The sequence below is a fragment of the Pantoea sp. sgz302252 genome (genome assembly GCF_047713085.1).
Lineage (GTDB): Bacteria > Pseudomonadota > Gammaproteobacteria > Enterobacterales > Enterobacteriaceae > Scandinavium.
On sequence record NZ_JBLFJW010000017.1, the window covers coordinates 93,336 to 115,752 of the forward strand.

At 43.8% G+C, this 22,417-nt stretch carries 14 protein-coding genes, 1 tRNA gene and 5 pseudogenes; 8 read left to right on the forward strand and 12 right to left on the reverse strand.

The window, feature by feature from the left end; translation table 11 throughout:
- Positions 1 to 80: 80 nt before the first annotated feature.
- Entirely contained in the window at positions 81 to 878 is a 798-nt protein-coding gene (gene mtfA / locus ACLW56_RS14375) for a DgsA anti-repressor MtfA (protein ID WP_330984444.1), read from the forward strand.
- Positions 879 to 978: 100 nt separating this feature from the next.
- Positions 979 to 1,054 (forward strand) — tRNA-Asn (locus ACLW56_RS14380).
- Positions 1,055 to 1,121: 67 nt separating this feature from the next.
- On the opposite strand, the gene ACLW56_RS14385 is transcribed toward ACLW56_RS14380, so the two are convergent.
- Both ACLW56_RS14385 and ACLW56_RS14390 read right to left on the reverse strand, forming a co-directional pair.
- Complete coding sequence (locus ACLW56_RS14385; protein WP_330984445.1) at positions 1,122 to 1,454, reverse strand: type II toxin-antitoxin system PemK/MazF family toxin; 333 nt, start codon at positions 1,452 to 1,454, stop codon at positions 1,122 to 1,124.
- Positions 1,455 to 1,712 (reverse strand): antitoxin, encoded by a 258-nt coding sequence (locus tag ACLW56_RS14390; RefSeq protein ID WP_330984446.1) that lies wholly within the window; start codon positions 1,710 to 1,712, stop codon positions 1,455 to 1,457.
- 611 nt (positions 1,713 to 2,323) lie between these two features.
- On the opposite strand from ACLW56_RS14390, the gene ACLW56_RS14395 reads away from it, so the two are divergent.
- The 6 genes and pseudogenes from ACLW56_RS14395 (at position 2,324) to ACLW56_RS14420 (ending at position 15,027) form a co-directional block, all read left to right on the forward strand.
- Positions 2,324 to 6,223 (forward strand): hypothetical protein, encoded by a 3,900-nt coding sequence (locus ACLW56_RS14395; protein ID WP_330984447.1) that lies wholly within the window; start codon positions 2,324 to 2,326, stop codon positions 6,221 to 6,223.
- Between the two features lie 4 nt (positions 6,224 to 6,227).
- A complete protein-coding gene (locus ACLW56_RS14400) occupies positions 6,228 to 8,687 on the forward strand; it encodes a hypothetical protein (protein WP_330984448.1) in 2,460 nt (819 codons plus the stop codon).
- A gap of 131 nt (positions 8,688 to 8,818) precedes the next feature.
- A complete protein-coding gene (locus ACLW56_RS14405) occupies positions 8,819 to 10,891 on the forward strand; it encodes an ATP-dependent endonuclease (protein ID WP_330984449.1) in 2,073 nt (690 codons plus the stop codon).
- The gene (locus tag ACLW56_RS14410) at positions 10,884 to 12,647 is read left to right on the forward strand and encodes a UvrD-helicase domain-containing protein (RefSeq protein WP_330984450.1); all 1,764 of its coding nucleotides are present in this window, start codon (positions 10,884 to 10,886) and stop codon (positions 12,645 to 12,647) included. Before ACLW56_RS14405 ends, ACLW56_RS14410 begins: the two co-directional genes overlap by 8 nt.
- 332 nt (positions 12,648 to 12,979) lie before the next feature.
- Positions 12,980 to 14,246 (forward strand): annotated as a pseudogene (locus ACLW56_RS14415) (tyrosine-type recombinase/integrase).
- Between the two features lie 145 nt (positions 14,247 to 14,391).
- The gene (locus ACLW56_RS14420; RefSeq protein WP_330984451.1) at positions 14,392 to 15,027 is read left to right on the forward strand and encodes a hypothetical protein; all 636 of its coding nucleotides are present in this window, start codon (positions 14,392 to 14,394) and stop codon (positions 15,025 to 15,027) included.
- A 68-nt stretch (positions 15,028 to 15,095) separates the two neighbouring features.
- On the opposite strand, the gene ACLW56_RS14425 is transcribed toward ACLW56_RS14420, so the two are convergent.
- From ACLW56_RS14425 to ACLW56_RS14470, 10 genes and pseudogenes are all read right to left on the reverse strand, one after another.
- Entirely contained in the window at positions 15,096 to 15,641 is a 546-nt protein-coding gene (locus tag ACLW56_RS14425; RefSeq protein ID WP_330984452.1) for an ankyrin repeat domain-containing protein, read from the reverse strand.
- Between the two features lie 515 nt (positions 15,642 to 16,156).
- Positions 16,157 to 16,969 (reverse strand): annotated as a pseudogene (locus ACLW56_RS14430) (RHS repeat-associated core domain-containing protein); the annotation flags it as partial.
- A complete protein-coding gene (locus ACLW56_RS14435; protein WP_330984453.1) occupies positions 16,963 to 17,394 on the reverse strand; it encodes a hypothetical protein in 432 nt (143 codons plus the stop codon). The gene ACLW56_RS14435 and the pseudogene ACLW56_RS14430, both read right to left, overlap by 7 nt.
- A gap of 542 nt (positions 17,395 to 17,936) precedes the next feature.
- Positions 17,937 to 18,248, reverse strand: a pseudogene (locus ACLW56_RS14440) (RHS repeat-associated core domain-containing protein); the annotation flags it as partial.
- Positions 18,249 to 18,297: 49 nt separating this feature from the next.
- Positions 18,298 to 18,789, reverse strand: coding sequence for a pentapeptide repeat-containing protein (locus ACLW56_RS14445; protein WP_330984454.1), 492 nt, complete (start codon positions 18,787 to 18,789; stop codon positions 18,298 to 18,300).
- A pseudogene (locus ACLW56_RS14450) lies at positions 18,786 to 19,859 on the reverse strand (RHS repeat-associated core domain-containing protein); the annotation flags it as partial. The pseudogene ACLW56_RS14450 and the gene ACLW56_RS14445, both read right to left, overlap by 4 nt.
- A gap of 45 nt (positions 19,860 to 19,904) precedes the next feature.
- Positions 19,905 to 20,348, reverse strand: a complete 444-nt coding sequence (locus tag ACLW56_RS14455; RefSeq protein ID WP_330984455.1) for a hypothetical protein — start codon at positions 20,346 to 20,348, stop codon at positions 19,905 to 19,907.
- A gap of 169 nt (positions 20,349 to 20,517) precedes the next feature.
- Positions 20,518 to 21,145: pseudogene (locus ACLW56_RS14460) on the reverse strand (RHS repeat-associated core domain-containing protein); the annotation flags it as partial.
- 164 nt (positions 21,146 to 21,309) lie between these two features.
- Positions 21,310 to 21,618, reverse strand: coding sequence for a hypothetical protein (locus tag ACLW56_RS14465; protein ID WP_330984456.1), 309 nt, complete (start codon positions 21,616 to 21,618; stop codon positions 21,310 to 21,312).
- Between the two features lie 20 nt (positions 21,619 to 21,638).
- Positions 21,639 to 22,417 (reverse strand): RHS repeat-associated core domain-containing protein (locus tag ACLW56_RS14470; RefSeq protein WP_330984457.1); only part of this gene is annotated, 779 nt, incomplete at its 5' end.

Consider the following 22,417-nt stretch of genomic DNA (forward strand, 5'->3'; position numbering starts at 1 on the left):
CCATGATGCCTCGATCTTTGGCATTTTAATATCCCCTGACCTTTTCATTGAGTTCAAGTGACGAGTTTGCGAGCAAAGCGATGATTAAATGGCCCTGGAAAGCACATGACGCACCCCATAACGCGGATATTCCGTGGGAACAGGCGCTTGCCATTCCCATTCTGGCAACGCTCACGCAGGGCGAGCAGGAAAAGCTGATCCCACTGGCTGACCGCTTCTTGCAGCAAAAACGCCTCGTTCCTTTACAAGGGCTGGAACTGACGCCCATCAATTCTGCACGTATTGCCATGCTCTTTTGTTTGCCGGTGCTGGAACTGGGCATTGAATGGCTCGACGGCTTTCATGAAGTCCTCATCTACCCTGCTCCGTTCGTCGTGGATGATGAATGGGAAGACGATATCGGTCTGGTCCACAGCCAGCGAGTTGTCCAGTCCGGGCAAAGCTGGCAGCAAGGGCCGATTGTGCTGAACTGGCTGGATATTCAGGACTCCTTCGATGCCTCAGGTTTCAACCTGATCATTCATGAAGTGGCGCATAAACTGGACACCCGCAACGGTGACCGTGCTAATGGCATTCCGCTCATCCACTTACGTGAAGTCGCGGGTTGGGAACACGACCTGCACGCCGCCATGGATAACATTCAGGATGAAATCGATTTAGTGGGAGAAAGTGCAGCCAGCATCGATGCCTACGCCGCGACCGATCCTGCTGAATGTTTCGCCGTGCTCTCAGAATACTTCTTTAGCGCACCAGAGCTGTTTGCCCCCCGCTTCCCTGCGCTGTGGCAGCGTTTCAGCCATTTTTACCAGCAGGACCCGCTTCAGAGAATTCGTGAAAATGGCGGAGATGAAAGCACAAACATGCGTGTAGTACACTAAAAGCACGCATTGCCGAGATTTCATGCAATTGAATCAGGCAGTTAATTTTAGTGTTGACACAAAAAACGAGGCCCATTAATATGCGCCTCGTTCACACGATTCCTCTGTAGTTCAGTCGGTAGAACGGCGGACTGTTAATCCGTATGTCACTGGTTCGAGTCCAGTCAGAGGAGCCAAATTTAGAAAAGCCTGCTTTCGAGCAGGCTTTTTGCTTTTCTGCATCTGTCAGTCTCATCGAAAGCCTCAGCTCAAAATGGCTTCCAGTCTGGCCAGCACTTCATTCACGACAGCATCAGGTATACGTTCCAGTCGTATCCCATTTCGGGCGCTCATATCAATGGTTCTGGGCTGATCGCAGCGGATCACGCCGGTTGTTTTGGTTCCCGCCCCCTCCAGTGAGACGGCAAAACCGGCTGCGCGGGCGAAGTTTCCACCGCTGGTGACGGGAACAACAACGGGTAGGCGGGTCAGCTTGTTAAACGCTGCCTTCGATACGATAAGCACCGGACGTTTTCCGCTTTGTTCATGTCCGGCTGTAGGATCCAGTGAGACGAGCCAGATTTCCCCTCTGTCCATTTACAGGATCTCCTTGCCCACCACAGGCGCATCAATCCATTCCCGATCCTCGTCGCTCATTTCGGCGTGCGGATCGCACTGTGCCAGCAGTTCCTCAAGCGAATAACGAGGCCGTTTCTGGGGTTCAATAATCAGGCAGCCATTATCAATGGTCATTCCCACTTCGCTGTCTGTCGACAGAGCCAGCGTTTTCAACACGGCGGGAGGAACCGCCAGCATGACGGATCCGCCAACCTTTTTCAGGCGAGTGGTATACATAGAGCACCTCCGGATATTATATTTTAATATAACATCAATGGCTGGCGGAGCGCAATTTTTAGTCAGATTCATTATGGTTTCCTTAGTGTGGCTAAGCGTAAAGGAGGCCTTAATCCGTCCTAAGACAGATCCGGCAGTTTTCAAAGGCTGCATTACCGGTAAAACGGCGACCATCCTGATACATCAGGCGCTTCTTCCAGGTCATGAAGCATTTTGTGCAGGCGGGAGCTTAGTTCGTGGTAAGAAGGCCGATAATAGAAAACTGTTTTTGCGGTTCAAAGGTTTATGGCGGATCAGATAAACGAAATGCGGCGCAGCTTCCGGCACGGACCTTCTTCGGAGAAGTATCAGCGATAGCGCAAAGGCCAAATTAGTTCAGATGTGACACCCGGCAATTAGGCAAGAGAAAAAAGGACGAACACGCGTTTACAGAGAACATATGACCTAAAGTAACAATATGGCATCAAGACTAATCATAACGTTACAAAATATATCATGCTCATTGATTTATAAAGAAAAATTAACCACAACTATTGCAATGTCATCCGAGCGGCGTAACATAAATTGTTGAAATATTAGTCGTCGAAAAGTCGAGATCGATGAGGTGATATGTGAATCCCCCTTTACTGCGTTCCTATAATGCCGTTATCGAACATACGTTATCCCAAGCAAAAAAATCCAGAACAACGAAACACATTGCCGGTTTTTGTCAGTTACAGGGGCCCACGGGCAGTGGAAAAACTAGCGCTCTCTACCGTTCTGGCTTCGCCGATAACGTCCCTCCGGCGTTGGAGACAATAAAAAAATCAGGCTCTCAGGCCATACTGGTTACCCATCGCTGGAATATACTCCACGACATTTACGAAAAAACAGGTTCGCATGAAGACAGCAATGGAAAACCATTTAACGTTAGTGTGCTTTATGCGCAGGATGAACAAATTGTTTCTGCAATCGAGGTTACGCCACTACCTCATGAGAAAGATATTTCCGCAGATTCACTCCCTGATCCCTTTAATTCCATCAACGAACTTGAGGGAAAAAACTTATTTGTCGACCCAGATATTGCAGACAAACTGCGTAAGAATTGCAGGAATATCCTATATATCAATAAATTATTGAAAGGATACCCGGCACATTTACGTGCAGCTATCGCCAGTGAAAAAGAGGCGTTAATAAAATCATGTGCGGCAGTTGAGATATCGTTAATTCAAAATATCAAATTGCTGGAAAAAGAAGCCAGGAAGCAAAAAGAAAAATATGGTGAAGAACATGAACTCTTGCAGGCCGCCAGGCAACGAGTTGATGACTTCCGTCGTCATGCCTGGGTCAGACGCATTCTGCCCGCCATCGCCTGGCGCGACGAAAAACAACACCTGCTGATTATGACAACCCAAAAGCTCGTTTCATCATTTTACGATGGGCGGCGCAAAGTACGAATGTCCAGCAAAGAGCTGCGCAATTATGTCATTTTTATTGATGAATTTGATTATCAGGCTGAGGTACTACAGGAATATCTGGCGCAAGCTCAATGGGTTCAGGAACCGCCTGAATGCTTGGGGCAGTTACTCGAGGGGGGACGCAGATTACTGCAACGAATGCAGTATGTTGAAACAGCACCTGCACCGATGATCCGTGAACGTCTTGGGACATTTCTTAACGAACTGGATGACGCCTTAAAAGGAAAAAAAATTGATTTAACACATGCCAGATCGCTAGTAATTCCTCTGCAAAGATATCTGGATAATAAACCCTTCGGTGAACATTATTTATTTCGCTCCGATCAACTGGTAACCAGTGAGCGCCTTATCATGCGACAGGCTGAACATGGCTACGAAATTATCAGACCAGATTCCTCATTTCAGGATAACGATCAGGCTATCGACATCAGTGATTTTTTGCGCCTGATGGAAAAGTTTATTCGAAAGTTCAGTCTGATGTTAACGGACCTGACAGCCAGCGAAGATGAAACGTATGAATACATCAAAAAGTTAACCCGACTTCTGTTCGACCCGGTTAATGACTACAGACCGTCATATTATGGTTCAACCCTGCCAAATATGTCTCGGTTTTTGTTACCACGTACCGATCTGCCTGAACTGCGGGAACTAAGAAAAAGTAATATTTTGCCCAATACACATGCCAGTATTTTTGGGTTAACTAACTGGTTGCTGAAACAAAATGTTGTGGATACCGATATCGATCCATTACGAATACAGATCAAGCGTGCGTTCTTGCCAACAACAGCAGAAGGTTTACTACTGTCACTAGCCAGCCGTAATCTCGTTTTTGCACTGTCGGCCACATCATATATTGAAAGAGCCTGCAACCACTTTGATGTCCGGTGGATAAACTCAGCCTTACGCTATATTGCAGAAGCACGTAACCCTACAGTTACGAAAAGCTTTCTCGGAACTACTTTTGAAAACCGACCTGATTCCTGGTTTAAAGAACCGATGCCCTACGTTCAGACCGATAATGACCTTCAGTTACAAAATACCGCGATTGAAGAAATCAATAGCAGCAAGGAAAGCATCAGAAAGACACAACTGAATACTGAGATCCATGATTTTAATAGAACAAAGAACAGCCCGCATTCAGCCGATCTTCTCGCTTCTCTGCCCCCCGATTTTTTCCAGAATGATGATGAACCTTCAACAGATTTCGAATCAGAGTATCGCCAGAATATTCTACTTAAACTGCTTGATGTGCTGGATCTAGCAGGAAAAAGGCCTCAGCACCGAGGGCATCTGGCTTTTGTTAATTCCATATCTTATTTAAGAAAATGGCTAACCGCTGCAATAGCGACACAAAGTAGAGATTGCCTCACATGGTTAAAGCTGGATCCGCCTTTATCCGACAATCTTCTGCTAAAGAATTTTACTGATGTATTTATCCCGTTGACTATACATAACGAGCCCGCACTAATCTGTCTGTTAACCGCAGAATGTCAGAAAAAAAAGGGCTTCAGTGATGCCTATCAGGCTGCATTTGCTTCCCGACGTATTGTTATTGTGCTGACACAAACTGCCTCTGCCACCAACGGTATAAATCTGGATTTCAGCCTGCCTGAATCCGGCAAAAATATGGATTTGACCTGTTTATATTTACTGGAATCACGGCATTTTTACTTTTCCGCTTTCCAGACCAGTGCAGATAGCAATGATGATATGGCACATGCAGGCTTCCAGTTACGCAATCTGGAAAAACTACTACGAGCAGGGGAAATTTCACGTAAACAGCATCAGCGCTTTATCCTGCCACTGATGTTGAACAGGAAGAACGAAATCTCCCGGTTAAACGGAGAGTATAAGAGAACCAGCGATTATATAAAAAATACGGCAGCCAATGTTCAACAGCAGGTTGGTCGTATTGAGAGAGCCTGGTGCGAAGTACCCAACGCTGAGATTCACCTTGATGCTGAACTAGCAAAAGACCTGTCCCGCTTTGCTTCATTACCTATCTATACATCAAATCGTCGACAGCTTTCGGCACTCAATCGTCAATTACTGGATACACTTCGGGAGCGTGATGAACTGACACAGAATAATTTCTTCAGCCAGCTCATGACGCCGACACAGCCTGGAAAACTAGCAGTGGATTATATCGATCAGCGACTAGTTCCGGCTATTCGGTTGTTACGGGAACAGTCAACACCAAGAGATGACATCCCATTACTCTGGCGACAACTCGGTAAAGCAGTACTTCAACATGATTTAGCCTGGAAACCGGGAAAAAACGTTTTCGACATTGATCTTGAATTATATAAATGGGCTTGCTTTGAAAAACCGAAATTAGCTAATACTGACGGCAAAATCTGGTACTCCCCACAGACATGGCAGTTTTTTGACAAAACAGCAGAAGGGCTGCGCCAATACAACCCTCAGAAACTGTATCAGTATATCCAACGTCATCCTGTCATTACTGACTGGTTCAACCGTAAGGGTTACAGAACGTCTATTATGCCCTTCGCGAACGATTTGGAAGAGCGTTACGCATTCCATCCACTAGTTATACAACGCCTACTGATGGGACGTCTAGGAGAAGAAGCTATCCGGGCACTTCTTTATTCAGAGAGCATCATTACCACCAGCCAAGTGAGCAATCACCGGCTTTTTGAGCAGTATGATTTCAGCATAAAAAATTCTGATTATCGTGTGGATGCTAAGTTTTGGAGACAAGATACTCTCGATAAGGCAGATGAAGAATATCAACAATGGTTGGCATCTGGCGCAAATCAAGAGCATACCCCTCTGGGTCTGAGTAAAAAACTGGCACAAATTCGCGCTATCGAGGGTAATAAAACCAAATTGGTTATCGCCAACTTTGTTGCTCCACATGCTGATAGTCAATTACTGGGTTTCTCTCACCAATTAACCCCTGTTCAAAATCCTTATGAGGCGGACATTCTGATTCTCGGCGGATGCGTGACCCCAGACACCATTTCAGTGGAAACACCCGGATTCGGGCAACTCAAAAAAATCATCAATCAAAACATTATGGAAAGAGCATAAAATCATGGCGAAACGTAATGACGAAATAATCCGTTCTCTCCCTCTTTCACACATGATTTACCGGGACAACGAGATCGATCGGGAGAAAGCTGAAAAACTAGTTGTCTATCATTATCCGTTAAGTAAAAACTATCGCTGGAATGAATGGCAAAGCCGAATTGATGATGAGTTAGGCAGTCGTTATTATCCTTATTTGATGAAATCTCATAAGGATCAATTTGGACTATACGTTGCTTTGGACTCAGAGCAAGACAAGCCACCAATAATAAAAAATGGTGATGGGATTATTGTTGAGCCAACGCGTGTCCATTACGAGGCTATGCTGAATCCAGTATGGATCCGACTTATCATGCGTAAAGTCTCCGCCTTTGGTTCACATTGCAAAGGTAGCCATACACTAGGATGCCCATTACTACAGACTGACGTCTGGAAAAGTAAGAATAGTTGCGGTATCAATGCAATTAGTCTGGACTGTCGCACTCAACAAAGAAGCGATAAAAATATCACTGAGGTTATATTATTTCATAAAAATGTTCCACTACGTCCAGTCGATATAAAAGACGAATTATTTAATATTCATCAACCATTATGGATTTATGATAAAAATAATGTTCTTGCCCGCTGGAAAGCGGAAAAAACGACAAAACCTAAATCTCAAATTTACCGGGAAGTAGCCAAAAATAAAGATAAACGCAAGCTACGCCCTTTTCTCGATCTTTCGTCTTCAACCTCACTCAAAAATAGCTGGCCTTGGATCCTTCAACCCGTTCAAAATGAATTTATTGAGCAAGCAAGAAAATTTGGCTTCGGATTATCTCCAGTAGTACTTAAGTTACGCCCTTTACCGCTTAAAACAAAATTCAAAACAGCTGACAAGGCTAAATTCCCAAGTGTACAGCTTGACAAAGAGATAAAGGTTCTTGATCTACGTTTTTCGAAAAATGTATCCCCACAATACATTGTTAATAACATTCAGTCCCTGCTGAATGAAAAATATCCTGATGCACACATGTCATTACTACCTGATATAGAACCGGATCAGATTGTGAACATAGAAATTGATGGATCACAGTGTCTACTTGTTTTGCTGGATCAGACTCCGGGTATCATTGACGATCGCTATCCATTGACACAAATATTAAGAACAAAAGCTGCCTGCCAGCATATTAATGTTAATCCTTTTGATCTCACAGTCGACCCAATTACGGATAACTTACTAATAGAACAGTCTACCCCTGACGGTGACACGAGGCTTATTCCTGCCACAGATTCTCGTTACTATGATTATAGTATCAGTGATTTTGAGAAAAAAGCGGTTCAAGAATCTTTGGCACGTAATGTTGAAATTGTATATAAAGAATTAGCCCTGAAGCATTTGCTGCTATGCAATGAGACCAAAATTAGTGTGACGCTTCCGCAGCAGAAGGATCTACTCACTAGTAGTCTCGCTGTAATCACTAATGGCTGTTTGTTTACTGTTAAACAAGACCGCCCAATAATATTACCTTTCCACCCAGCTATGCCAGATGCTGTTTCAGCCTGTGATAATATACTCTGTTCGTTTGATACCTCTGTAACAGCACTACTCGCTTTGCTTAACGAAAAGTGGCCTTACCATTATCGCCCCCAAGATATTACACAAGGGATTTGGAATGAAGCAGAGAAGTTGACCCGATTTGTTAATCGGTTGACGGTGATAATTCACAAAACGGAAGAAGTGACTATCCTCCTTCAGGATCCACAATATGGAGCACCTCATATGCTTCCGGAGAAATTAAATGATTTAATGACTATTCTGGATTCTCAACGGCAACAACTCCCTCTTAATAAATGGTTATTACCTGAAATGAATGAACTAATGTTTCATGTAGACCAACTTACTGAAGAAGGTGAATTATCCGATACAAATAAAAATACGTTACTTCGCGAACTAGAGTTGTTGTGTGACCTATGGAAATGTGCTTTAAGAAAATATTATTCCGACAATGAATTCAATGTCACTTATGATGTTTTAAAAAATTATGTTTTTTCCCAATGGCCTGAAAAGAAAAATGCGCTTATGGTGGAAGTCGCTAAAAAATCAGTAAAAAGAGCCAGTACATCATTAATAGCATCATGGAATAAATTATTATCTCGTGTCTTCGATTTACCTTTAGGCGATCCTCGCAACTGGCTCAAGAACGTACCAGGTATTACACGACTCTGGCATGATCCAGAGCAAAATTACGTCATTGTTGGCAGTCTTTCCTCCCCTCAACCTATTATTCAACGTCAACCCAGTATTCGCCAATGGCATGCATTGCAGGGTGAACTTAATTCCGAACTTCTTGCCGGACTAGTTGATGTTGATTGGGTCAGAATGAATCAACTAGCGGGCAATCCCTGTGTGGCTACGCTTGTGCGTCGATGGAAGGAATGTCAGGTTCAGCTGGATGATGTGCGTGATGTATCACTGACAGAGTAAAGTTTCAATGCCTCAGGTAATAATATAGGACCTGAGGCATTGTGAACAACTAAGCTATTAGAAGAATGAAGTTCACATGCAATGTAATAACATCAGCTTTGTCGATATCCTATACACAGATTGAGGGACGTATGCGCATTCATCAGGTTCAAATAAAGAATTTCCGACTTTTAGCTGACGTGGAGCTTGTATTAGAGGAACAGACGACAGTCATTGTTGGTCGAAACAACAGTGGGAAAACATCGCTCTCAGAGATAATACGCAGATTTTTAGCAGACGGCAGTGCGACTTTTCAACTCGAAGACTTTTCCAGTTCTTGCTATGACCGTTTTTGTGATGCACTGAAAGCGCTAAACGAAGGGGAAGAGGATCATGTTATTCGTGATCTCGTCCCAGCTATTGAGCTTCGATTGAAATTCCAGTACGACTCCACGCAACCTCAATTAGGCCCATTGAGCCCCTTCGTGATTGATTTGGATCCGGCGTGTACAGAAGCGCTCGTGGTAGTCAGGTATGAATTGAAAGATGGCCAACTGGCACGGTTTCTCGAAGGACAGCCCACAGAACCACTAACTCAGGAGACTCGGATTGCCTTCTTCCGGGCGTTACGGGAACGTATTCCCAACGATTTTTGCGTAAAAATATGGGCTGAAGATCCCAATGATCCAGAAAATCGTCGCGAGTTACAATCTAGCACACTGCGCGGTCTGGTCAAGTCGGGCTTTATCAACGCTCAACGGGGACTCGATGATGTGACATCCAGAGAATCGGATGTACTGGCTAAAACGGTAGAACATCTTTTCGCAACAGCGTCCTCGGCCTCTGCGGATACAGCAGATAAGCGAATTGCCGATGCGTTGAAAGGTGCAGTTCAAGATATTCAGACTCAGATTGACACAAACTTTGGTAGCCAACTCAAAAGCCTGATTCCTGCGCTGAAAACGTTTGGATATCCCGGACTGGGAGGGCAAGAATTACACACCGAAACATTGCTCGACGTGCGCAAGTTACTATCAAACTTCACTAAGGTTCGGTATTCGGGTTATAGCGGTGTCACACTACCAGAGTCGTACAACGGTCTTGGCACTCGTAATTTAATATTTATTCTGCTGCAGCTGGCTGGTTTCTATAAGGCATTTCGCGCTGAAGTTACTGAGCCGGGTGAACATCTGATCTTCATTGAAGAGCCTGAAGCCCATCTGCACCCGCAAATGCAGGAGGTCTTTATTCGTCAACTTGCCAAGATTGTGCAACAACTGGTTGACGGCACTGAGGACAGGAGCCCCTGGCCCGTCCAGTTTGTTGTCTCTACACACTCATCTCACATTGCCAACGCAGCTGGTTTCGAGAGCATTCGCTATTTTCTCGGTGCTACAGTGCAGGGAACTCAGGAAGGAGTTCGTACAACCAAAATCAAAGACTTGCGTAAAGGGCTTAGACATATTCCAACGGAAGATAGAAATTTCCTTCATCAATACATGACGCTGACCCGTTGCGATCTCTTTTTCGCAGATAAAGCTATTCTCGTCGAGGGATTGAGCGAGCGATTATTGCTTCCTGCTATCATCAAAAAACTAGAATCAGCCGAACCAGAAAGACCGAAGCTGTCGAGCCAGTACGCAACGGTGATGGAAGTCGGTGGTGCTTACGCTCATTTGTTCTTCGAGTTATTAGCATTTCTTGAACTTCAGAGCCTGATCATAACTGATCTGGATGCCGTTCTGGCTCCTCGGGGTAAAGCGTGCGCCGTTCATCTTGGCACATATTCCAGTAATGCTTGTTTGAAAGCATGGTTCTCTGAAGATACTCCTTTCACATTAGCTGGTTTGATTGCAAGGAGTGACGATGATAAAGCTCGTAATGGAAATCGTATTGCCTATCAATGTGCAGAAGTGACAGATGGCCCCTGCGGACGCACATTCGAAGATGCATTTATCCTTGCAAACTCGGTTCTATTCGGGCTGGTAGGGAGAAATACTCAGGAACTTGAAATAGAAGCCCGTGATAAAGCGGCTGAGTGGAAAAAATCAGAATTTGCATTGAAATACGCGATTACAGAGACAGAATGGAACGCCCCCAAATACATCGTCGATGGAATTCGCTGGTTAGCTGGCAGCAATGAGCCTATGACACAAGATCCAGTATTGGCGCAGGTTGTAGAGGCCACAACTAATATTGAAGAAGGAGCCAGCGCTGATGTCTGAGATCCATTCGCCCGCCGAAGCTGCTAGCCAGCGAGCTTTGGAATCTATGTATGCTTGCCTCAGTGAAGGACGAAGCTTCCGGCTGGAAGCTGGCGCTGGTGCGGGTGCGGGTGCGGGTGCGGGTGCGGGTGCGGGTAAAACATATTCCCTTATTAAGGCACTTCGATTCTTGATTGAGCGAAATAAGGATTTATTTGAAAAACATAGCCAGCAAATTGCCTGCATTACCTTTACTAACGTGGCGAAGGATGAAATCGTCGCGCGAACAGATCGAAGCCCCATCGTTTTTTGTGATACCAATCATGCGTTCTGTTGGTCGTTAATCAGTAGCTTTCAAAAACCGTTGAGAGAACTGATTGAAGCAATGCCAGAGTGGAGAGAAAAGCTCGAAGAGGCTGGTGGAAGCCTTGGTAATCGTAGTGTTGAGTATAATCTTGGACATCGCTCCATCCGCGACCATCGTATAACGATTCATCATGACGATGTCCTTTCTTTAACTATCTCACTCATGGAACACGATAAGTTCCGCAAAGTGATTACAGAACGCTTCCCGATCATTCTGGTCGATGAGTACCAGGACACAGACAAAGACTGGATTGAGGCAATTAAAAGACATTTTCTTGGGCAAACTGGAGCTCCTCTATTTGGTTTTTTCGGCGACCATTGGCAAAAAATCTATGGTGGTGGATGTGGTAAACTGGAACATCCAGATGTGGTTGAGATAGGTAAGGAGGCCAATTTTCGTTCGGATAAGACAATTGTCGATGCCCTCAATCTCATGAGGCCTGAGCTACCGCAGTGTGTCAAAGACCCCGAAGCTGAAGGTCAGGTACGGGTTTTCCATACAAACAATTGGCAAGGGGTACGTCAAAAAGGTTTGCACTGGGGTGGAGATCTCCCTTTAGCAGAAGGGCAAGCTACTCTGGAACGTGTCAAAGAAACGTTGCAACAAGATGGTTGGGATTTCTCTCCCGCACATACCAAAATTCTCATGCTGACTCATCGACTTTTAGCCAATCAGCAAGGTTACTCAAATATAGTAGCAACGTTTCGATATAACGAATCTTTTACGAAAAAAGAAAACGAGCATATAGCCTTCTTTATCGACAAGCTTGAACCTGCCTGCGACGCCTTTGAGGCTCGTAAATATGGTGCGATGTTTGAAGTTTTTGGTGGCGCTACACCACAATTACGTAGCCATTCAGATAAGGAAAGTTGGCACAATGCAATGATGCAGTTACTTGCTATACGCGAAACAGGAACTATCGGTGAAGTGGTTGAATTCTTGCGTACTCATCGTAAGCCCAGACTTCCTGATAATGTTGAAAAACACGAGCAGGAATTACTCAATTATGACAGGACTGCTGGTGCGGAAATACCCCGAAGGCTAAAAGAACTGGAAAAATTGAAAGATATTCCCTATTCCGAAGTAAAGTCACTTCGCCGTTATCTTGATGGTCATTCCCCTTTTGAGACTAAACATGGTGTGAAAGGTGCTGAATTTGAAAATGTCTTGGTAGTTGTTGGACGAGGGTGGAACCAATATAACTTTGGTGAAATGTTGGGCTTTGCTGGAGAGCAAATGCTCCCAGCAGGAAAAGAAGATTCATTTGAGCGTAACCGAAATTTGTTTTACGTTGCCTGCTCCAGACCTCAAAAGCGCCTTGCAATCTTGTTTACACAAGCTTTGTCTCCTGAGGCACTTACAACACTTGGGAATTGGTTCGGAGCTGATACTATTGTGCCTGCACCATAATTAGCGCGGTTTGCTGGTGTTCAATTGGCTAAAGTCAGCGCCTAAATATGTCATTAGTCCCGTAGTGAAATGGTGGTCATTCTGGTGGTCTTGACAGGAAGCAGATTTAGATTTAGCTTGTTATTCAGCCAGTTATTGGCAAAGGCGATCCCAGTCAGAGGAGCCAAATTCTAGTCCTGAGACATCTCTATGAGTCTCAAGATTGTTAAAAAACAAGAACTTATCTTTACCCGGCTATCTCGTAAGAGGTTGCCGGTTTTTTTGACATCCATAGTTTTTGGGGGCCTAATCAGGGGCCTCACGGTTCGGTGAGCAAACGGAGCCCCCACGCTATGGCATTAACAGACACCGCTATTCGCAAGACTAAACCCGCCGACAAACCTTTCAAAATGACAGACAGTTCTGGACTGTACCTGTTGATCAAACCCAATGGCTCAAAATTCTGGTATATGAAGTACCGCATCGATGGCAAAGAGAAAAAACTGGCCTTTGGCCCCTACCTACCCAGAGATCTCGCTGTTGCAGGCTCGTCGCCTGCGCGAAGCGGCACGCAATAACATTCATACAGGTGTCGATCCGGCGGCTGTGAAGCAAACGGAGAAACAGAAGAGGAAAAATGGGCAGACGTTCAGCCAGATCGCCACTAACTGGCATGGTGAGCACAAACGCGGGTCTGAGCATTACGCAAAAACCGTTATGCGCAGGCTGGAGATGTATGTTTTCCCGGATATCGGGAATCACCTGATCGATCAAATCGAAACGGAGGATTTGCTGTTCACGCTGCGCAAGGTGGAGAGCAAAGGTTTTCTGGAGATCACCGCCCGGCTGAAAAACTATGTCACCGACATCATGCACTACGCGATGAAAAAGCAGTTGCTCAAAGCGAACCCGGCGCTGTATCTGGACGGTGAATTTACTGCGCCAGAAACGAATCACTACCCGGCCCTGTCGCTGGACAAATTGCCTGAGCTTTTATCCCGGACGGATAGCTACTGCAGCAGGCTGCTGACGAAGTATGCCCTTAAATTGTCGCTGATGTTTTTTGTGCGTTCCAGCGAGTTACGTTTTGCCCGCTGGAGTGAAATCGACTGGCAGCAAAAGCTGTGGGTGATCCCGGAAGAACGTGAGCAGATCGAAAACGTGCGCTTCTCTTACCGGGGTTCGAAAATGAAAATTCAGCATATTGTGCCGCTGTCGGAGCAGGTGATTGAGATCCTCAAACAGATCGATGCCTTCTCCGGGCATCTGGCCTTTATCTTTCCCGGTGAGTACGACCAGGACAAGTGCATGAGCGACAACACCGTAAATAAGGCATTGCGGGTGATGGGCTACGACACCAAAAAAGACGTCTGCGGACACGGCTTCCGGGCGATGGCGTGTAGTGCGCTGAGTGAGTCGGGATTATGGAGCAAAGAAGCGATTGAAAAACAAATGAGCCACCAGGAAAGAAACAGCGTCCGTGCTGCCTATATTCACAAGGCCGAATATCTGGAGGAGCGGATCGAGATGATGCAGTGGTGGTCTGATTATCTTGATGCAAATAATGACGGATATGTGTCGGCTTACCAGTATGCCCGCCGCCTGAAAAAAGTGTCTTAATAAAGTATTATGCTCCTGAGTTAATACATAAGCACTTCTCCCTTTTGCCCTGAACAGGAGCAAAGGGGCTTCCATTTATAACTCATATTTTTATTGAGTTTTCTGTTCCTGAGCGTATGATCAGATAAAATAACTGGAGGTTGTTATGTGCGAACATATATTAAGAGACATTCCTCATAGTAATGAACCCATTCTGAGAAATGATCAGAAACAATCAGTATTAATCGAATTAACTTCTAAGTCTGATACTGAATTATTCAGATCACTCACGCCTGGCGAGATAAAACTTGCAAAAAGTGTGTTTCAAAACGCCATAAACTACGATCGGGTAAAAATATACTGTGGTAGCAACCAATCCAGATCACAATCAAAAGCTATTACAAATACTCAAAACGGAGAAGTCCTTCTAAGTATAAACGAATACAGAACTGATTTTTCTTCTGGTTATACCAGTTATCGTGATTCAGTCAAATATCCTCATTTATTTATTTTTGCCATGACCTTTGTCTGGCAATATTATCGTCATGATTCCTCTTTTCATGATAGTACGTATGCATCATCATGTTGGTGTACATATGATTTTGATAAACCCTATTTTATTTTTTATACAATGGAGCAACAGGCGGCAATTGTTGCTGATTACTGGGTTCTTAACCAATATGATCTTACGGAATATGAAGATTTAAGCGGTTATCAGAAATATGAAAAATTTAAGATTAATATGAGAATGGAACTATTGGGGAAATATGAATCCATTTTAAGTATGCATATTATTATATAACCCATTTTGTCCAATAACAATTGGTCAACATTTTACATGACTGAATGATATTTTTTGATAAAGCCCTTTCACGGACATAAATATCCAGCGTCTCGAATCCAATCAGAGTTTTGCTCTACAACAGAGCAGCAATTGGGAATATATGGAATAATTTCGGCTTGTTTTTTTTGTATTGCATACTTACAAACATAACCCTCTTTTTTACCGGATGCTGTTAATGAAGCGTCAGCGTCATGCCTGAGCAATAGTTTTGCGAACTCAATATTATTCTTCCAAATAGCTGTAATCAATGCCGTATCGGCTGGGGCGGTAGCCAGTGCATTCACATCAGATCCATGTGAAATTAAAAATTCAGCTATTTTTCGATGTTTTTCCGTACCATAATAACTGGCGACAATTAATGGGGTCTCTTTATATTCTCCTACGGTACTATTGACATCTGTCTTAGCCGTCAGGACCAAAAAATAAACTGCCTCACTATTCGCCCTCCCTACAGCTAAATTTAAAGCCTCATTTCTATCTGGCAATGTAATTGTTTTACATTGCTCAATATCATCAGAACTACAGCGTGTACTATTCAAACATTTATCACAAAAAAACCATCTATCTTTCAATGCATTTATCGTTGACGGAAAACTGGCTACTGAACTCAGTGATAGATTCTTTTCATACGCAAATGAATCGTATGAGTAGATGATTACTGCAAATAGTGAAGATATCAATGATAGTATACTTCTATTTATAATTACCATTATTGCCCCTCATTCCTGCTTCTTTTTGCGCAGCATTGTATACATCACTTCCTATATTCTCATTTTCCTGATAATTTTATCCATTAACAGAAACCATTGAATATATCCGCCAAGTAAAAAAACAAACCATATAACCGTTATTGCAACATACTTATTGTCAATATTAGCACCAATGATAAAATCAACAAGAAACAATACGACAGCAGAAGCCATCCCTGTAGGAAATGATATCAATATCATCCCATATGCCATTACACTTATTAACTCACTAATGTCATGCATTGAATGCAATTGTGAAAGTCTATGCAACGAAAAACACAATATTAGAACAGACAGGCTCAGCCATATTATTTTTACAGAATAAACAAAACAATTCATCATATCACCCCCGTCAGCATAAATCTAATTAGCCGTCCGAAATCATTGCCAGAGCATTTCATTCTACATGATTTCAAGGCATCATCAGACCAATCTTGGCAGTTTTTAAATAGCCCTAAATTTATTGAAATTGGGATATCTGGTAACACAGTGTAACGAGGTCTAATTCCTTTGAATTTTTCTTTTAAGCAATTTTCAATGCAACTGTTATCTGGTTCGACAGAATCACATCGCCCTCCACTTTCTTTTGTGTCATTGCTTGCTTTTCCGGCCCCCCATAGCCCATCAGTTGCATGCTCTCCTCTCTGATCTTGCCCTCCACAAATATCCCTCCCCTTACCATCTGAAACACAAAGATATTGATGGTAAAATGGATTCCCCCATATATCTGGCCCACTCTTTTCACCAGTCCCTCCCAATGAATGCAGTGGTTTTATACATTTAACGGTTTCTAGCCCTAAAGGATCGGAATGATACACTGGATTGAGTGGATAGGAATAAAGATTTAATCCACCCCGCAACCCAATCGGATCCTGCGTGATATACCGCCCCTGTTCAGGGTCAAAATATCTGTGACGATTATAATACAGCCCCGACTCTTTATCATACTGCTGTCCCGGCAACCGGATAAGCTGTTGCAGATTATCGGGATTATCCTCCCGCAGCATATTCCCCCATTCATCAAACTCTGCGCTCCATGCGATCCCGCCACGAACATCAATTAACGCCAGCGGCAACCCCCGGTGGTCGCAGTGGTACAGGTGGATTTTCCTTACCGGCGTGTACTCCGGCTCCATCTGGTTTTTCATCTGCTTTTAATATTTTCCTTCTTTATGGCATTAATATCATCATATACTATTTTTTTTATTTTATAGACGCCACTCTCCTTTTCTAAAATAAAGAATTCATCTATATTATATTCTTCATATGTTGAATTATATGTCAATTCTATTTTTTCGTTTCCAATCAGTGATTTAACTTGATTGCTTTTTTTTAATGTACTGCCGTCATATGCCCCTATTATATTATAGGTCTGACTCATAAATTTAACGTAACTACTTTTTGGCATTGAGTTCCTGAATTCATTTGTTAACATAGCATCATAAATTCCATTAAATTCTTTTGTGTTATACATTGAATGAAACCGAGCCACTTCAGTTACGGCATCATTTACATCATGATTATCACACCCTGCAAAAAAGACAGTCATTATAAGAATAATGATTTTAATTTTCATAAGAATCTCTAATTAACTATACAACGAGTATATTGCTGGCAAGTAAGCGCACCTGCAAACTCTCCACCACCCAATCCTCCAGCAGCTGTTGCCGACCAATGCAAAGGATCATTCTTACCATTCATCTCAACTAAACCCGTAGCAGAACCATTAAGTAAGAATCCAACATCAGTTGTTGCACCACTACTATATGACACTCCAGAACCAAGCGGTGCATTACTGACTGTACCAGAAATAGATGCAGCACCGGAAGCTCCAGCCCCAACACCTTGACATGCCATAATATATGCACACAGATCTAATCCCTTATCACCATTCCCGGTAAGAATGCCAAGTGCAATACTACCACCAGTGATCCCATAGGCTGCAACACCGACATCAAAAGAAGAAGAAAATATAAGTGGAGAATAGTAAGGACCTGTGGCTGCATCTATTGCAGCCGCCCCATCTTCATACGACATTTTACCTTCAGATACGGCATTTACGGCGGCGCCAACCTCATTTCCCCATGGGGTGTTATAACCTGGAAAATCTATCTTATCTAATCCAGGAGGGTCTATTTTCATAATCGAATCCAAGGGATATTTATATAGATTCCATCCTCCTTTCTGCCCAATCAGATCCTGCGTGATATACCGCCCCTGTTCAGGGTCAAAATATCTGTACCGATTATAATACAGCCCCGACTCTTTATCATACTGCTGTCCCGGCAGACGGATAAGCTGTTGCAGATTGTCGGGATTATCCTCCCGCAGCATATTCCCCCATTCATCAAACTCTGCGCTCCACGCAATCCCACCGGTAATATTGGTTAGCGCCAGCGGTAGCCCTTGGTGGTCACAGTGATAAAAATTCTCACACCAGCCAAGATTTCTACACGCAATACTGTTGTATTTAACACATTCATCCAATTTCATTCATTAATATAGCACCATTCAATATTGGATCAAAACCATTAGGCCATTGTGTGTCTTTATCAAATAACGCCCTTGAAAATATAACTCCATTATATTTTTCAAACGATAGATTGGCACCGCATAAATTAGCATCAGAAAAATTACACCAATTCACATTAGCAGCGCTAAAATCAGAGTTAATTAAGATGGAATATTGAAACTCAGCACTTATTGCTTTTGATTTTCTAAAATCACACCCACTCATATCTGAATTTTTAAGGAAAGCATTCATTAATGAAGAATTATAAAAAACAGCATTTTTTGCTGACGTATTTTCTATGCTTGCATTTCTTAAGTGCGCATCCTTAAATATTGTTCCATCCAAGCAAAAGTCATCTAATATGGCTCGATGTAAGTTCATTCCACTAAAATCAAACCCAGATAGAGTTGTGGCATTAATGTCCAAAAAATCATCATTTTCAAAATTAATTCTGATCATCTATTACCCCAATCGTCTAAATCCGGCTCAATTTCACTTAATGGATATACTTCTCTGGTTAAAGGACGTGTACCCGGTACTCTTGGAGCCTCGGTATCACATAGCATAGCTGCAATCATTCTATGATTGCCATCAACTATCACATTACCATCCATTTTTACAGGCGGTGGGACACTATTATCCTCCAACATTTTAGTATATAGATCAATAACAGGAACTGAGACTCTTCGTTGCAATGTCATTAGCGAACAATTAGATACAACCTTTTTTATGTTCTGTGGTGTGGCTGGTAGGCATTTAACCCTCTTAAAAGTATCATTCAACCACTTTGATAATGCTTTTGCGGCATTATCATCTGCTTCCTGCTGTGCAGGATTTTTTGACCAAGGAATTGGTAAGGGGAACGGACCAGGAATAGCTTCTAACCCCAAAGGGTCTGTATTTGCGATCGGATTCAACGGATATTGATACGGATTCCATCCTCCTTTCAGCCCAATCGGATCCTGCGTGATATACCGCCCCTGTTCAGGGTCAAAATATCTGTACCGATTATAATACAGCCCCGACTCTTTATCATACTGCTGTCCCGGCAGACGGATAAGCTGTTGCAGATTATCGGGATTATCCTCCCGCAGCATATTCCCCCATTCATCAAACTCCGCGCTCCACGCCATCCCGCCGCGAACATCAATTAATGCCAGCGGCAGTCCCCGGTGGTCGCAGTGGTACAGGTGAATTTTCCTTACCGGCGTGTATTCCGGCTCCATCTGGTTTTTCATCTGCTCCGGCGTCAGACCACACTGTGCCAGCCACTGCTGGCTCTGCTCGCTGACCTTGTCAGTCCTTAGCTCCCGCTCCAGATTATCCAGCAGCGCCACCAGTTCCGGCACAAACACCATTCCTGCATCCTGCTGGAGTTTCTCCGCCAGCGTGCGATGGATAGCTTTTGCCAGTTCTCCTGTCGCAGTTTCAGTGCGGATTAACGGCGTAAAGCTCCCCGGCAGATACACCGTCTGAATACGGGTGGCATCTGTCTGGGTGGTGGTCAGCCTGTCGCCATCCCAGTCGTAGCATATTTTTATCAGCTATATAAAATTTCCCAAGGTGAAGAAATTCTACCTCTCATCTCGCATCAAAAATTGTCGATTAACTATGTGTTGCTTCCCGACAATTTCCAAGGAAAAAGATGACGCACCAAATAAAAGATATCTGTCACGCTTATTGGTTTCTATTTTCCATAAAAAATAATTATCTGCGACAGGAGAATATATTTTCTTTTTTGTAATTTCATCTATATAAAGTCCCGCCGCCCCTCCTGAAAATTGGCTGTTCTTTGTATCCCCCCAATCAATTGAAATTTTCAAATCTGTTACATCATGAAATTTCAACAGCGCTTTAGATATAACAAAACCTATTTCCCCCTTATCCGTTTCAACCCATTTCTCTATATGGTCAATATCTAGTGCAATATCTGAAGAAAACTCTCCTGGATCAGAATAAAAAATGATCCCATGAATTAAGTTATCGTGAAAACAAAAGCTTTCAAAATCATGCTCCATTTTTACCTCCAACTGAATTTATCACGGAAAACCACAACCGCCGAAAAGATGTTCCCTAGGAAAACACTCACATGTTCTAGCATTCTGATTATTAACATCATAATGCCAATGGACAGGACTTCCTGTTAAAACCATGCAACCATGAGCACCATCAGCTAACCCCCTACCCTCATGTCTTTCTGTATGTATTTTTATATTTTTCTCCTGCCGGAGGTGCACATGGAGGACACTCATCTTCCTCACTAAAAGTGTCATGCCACCATTTAGTTAATGCTTTTGCAGCATTATCATCTGCTTGCTGCTGTGCAGGGCTTTTTGTCCATGGAATTGGCAAAGGGAGTGGACCAGGAAGAACTTCTAACCCCAGAGGGTCTGTATTCGTGACCGGATTCAGCGGGTAATTATAGATATTCCACCCACCCCGCAACCCAATCGGATCCTGAGTGATACCATCCCTGCAACGGGTCATAGTAACGATGCTAGTTGTAATACAACCCCGTCTCTTTATCATACTGCTGCCCCGGCAACCGGATAAGCTATTGCAGATTATCGGGGTTATCCTCCCACAGCATATTCCACATTAATCATACTCTGCGCTCCATGCGATCCCGTCGCGAACATCAATAAACGCCAGCGGCAGTCCCCGATGGTCACACTGGTACAGGTGAATACGCCGGATAGCCACCGCTGGCAGCGGGTCAAGCTGTTCGCGGCACCGGGATGTTCGTAAAGGCCAGCCATTCCCGGGTGCGCGCTGACAGATTTCCGGTTCTCAGGTCCTCTTCCAGCCGCTCCATGTCGGCGTATTCCCGCGCCGTAGTGCGTGAAGATCGTTTCGTGGTTTTTGTCCACGCTTTTACTGATTCGCCGTCCGAACGGGTCATAGTGGTAGCTGGCTTTCGTTACCGTTCTTGCCGAGGTCTGTTTTTCATAACCGGAGTAGATTTTCCACTCACAATCATCATTGTAAATCAACAGCCATCACTTTACCGTTAGAGTAAGTGAAAAGCACTGTTCCAACGTAAGTACCTTCACCAGGTTTCTTAATTACCTCTAGGCCTGCTTGCCTTGCCGCAAGCAAAACCTGCTCCTGTGACGTTGACTTCAGCAATAAAGGAAGTAACTTTTTCAGGTCGGAGGCCTGTCGACTCCGGTAATTAATTTCATCCACCCCATAAGTTGTCATCACCCCCAAATCTAATACCCGATAAAACAGAGCCGCATTTATCAAGATTGAGCACAATAGCGCAAGTCTAATTATCCTCTCCATCGTATTTCTCCCTTACGGAATTATTCTGTGCCCGCTGTGGCGGCATCAAATGCAAATGTCTTGCAATTGTTTCCTATCAGACGATAGCAGTCATGGCTTTTACTAAAATCTTCGGAATATTTATTCGCTTTATTGTAATCAGTATCAGAATAATACGTTGGCGTTACAGTTGAACTATGTCCATATTTTTCTGAGGTGAACTTATATAATTTCTCTAACGACTCTTTGGTTGGTAGTCCATCTTTACCCATACTTAAGTCTGGAACAGGCCTCTGTCTTATATTCCCGCACTCTTTGTCTGTATAACGGCCAAATTCATAATACTTAGTTTTCCCTGTTTTAGGATCAACAGTAACAACCGCACCATGACCGAGAGGCAAATTGAACCCCATTCCGGTATTAACCGGATAATAGTCATAGTTAATTTGTATCGCATCCAACCCCCACGGATCAATCTCTACTATCGGGTTTAACGGATATGTATATAAATTCCATCCCCCCTCCAGCCCAATCGGATCCTGCGTGATATACCGCCCCTGTTCAGGGTCAAAATATCTGTGACGATTATAATACAGCCCCGACTCTTTATCATACTGCTGTCCCGGCAACCGGATAAGCTGTTGCAGATTATCGGGATTATCCTCCCGCAGCATATTCCCCCATTCATCAAACTCTGCGCTCCATGCGATCCCGCCACGAACATCAATTAACGCCAGCGGCAACCCCCGGTGGTCGCAGTGGTACAGGTGGATTTTCCTTACCGGCGTGTACTCCGGCTCCATCTGGTTTTTCATCTGCT

Bases quoted from the DNA above. Each gene is read 5' to 3' on its own strand.
- mtfA (WP_330984444.1), top strand. From the start codon at position 81: ATGATTAAATGGCCCTGGAAAGCACATGACGCACCCCATAACGCGGAT.
- ACLW56_RS14385 (WP_330984445.1), bottom strand. From the start codon at position 1,454: ATGGACAGAGGGGAAATCTGGCTCGTCTCACTGGATCCTACAGCCGGA.
- ACLW56_RS14390 (WP_330984446.1), bottom strand. From the start codon at position 1,712: ATGTATACCACTCGCCTGAAAAAGGTTGGCGGATCCGTCATGCTGGCG.
- ACLW56_RS14400 (WP_330984448.1), top strand. From the start codon at position 6,228: ATGGCGAAACGTAATGACGAAATAATCCGTTCTCTCCCTCTTTCACAC.
- ACLW56_RS14405 (WP_330984449.1), top strand. From the start codon at position 8,819: ATGCGCATTCATCAGGTTCAAATAAAGAATTTCCGACTTTTAGCTGAC.
- ACLW56_RS14410 (WP_330984450.1), top strand. From the start codon at position 10,884: ATGTCTGAGATCCATTCGCCCGCCGAAGCTGCTAGCCAGCGAGCTTTG.
- ACLW56_RS14420 (WP_330984451.1), top strand. From the start codon at position 14,392: ATGTGCGAACATATATTAAGAGACATTCCTCATAGTAATGAACCCATT.
- ACLW56_RS14435 (WP_330984453.1), bottom strand. From the start codon at position 17,394: ATGAAAATTAAAATCATTATTCTTATAATGACTGTCTTTTTTGCAGGG.
- ACLW56_RS14445 (WP_330984454.1), bottom strand. From the start codon at position 18,789: ATGATCAGAATTAATTTTGAAAATGATGATTTTTTGGACATTAATGCC.
- ACLW56_RS14455 (WP_330984455.1), bottom strand. From the start codon at position 20,348: ATGGAGCATGATTTTGAAAGCTTTTGTTTTCACGATAACTTAATTCAT.
- ACLW56_RS14465 (WP_330984456.1), bottom strand. From the start codon at position 21,618: ATGGAGAGGATAATTAGACTTGCGCTATTGTGCTCAATCTTGATAAAT.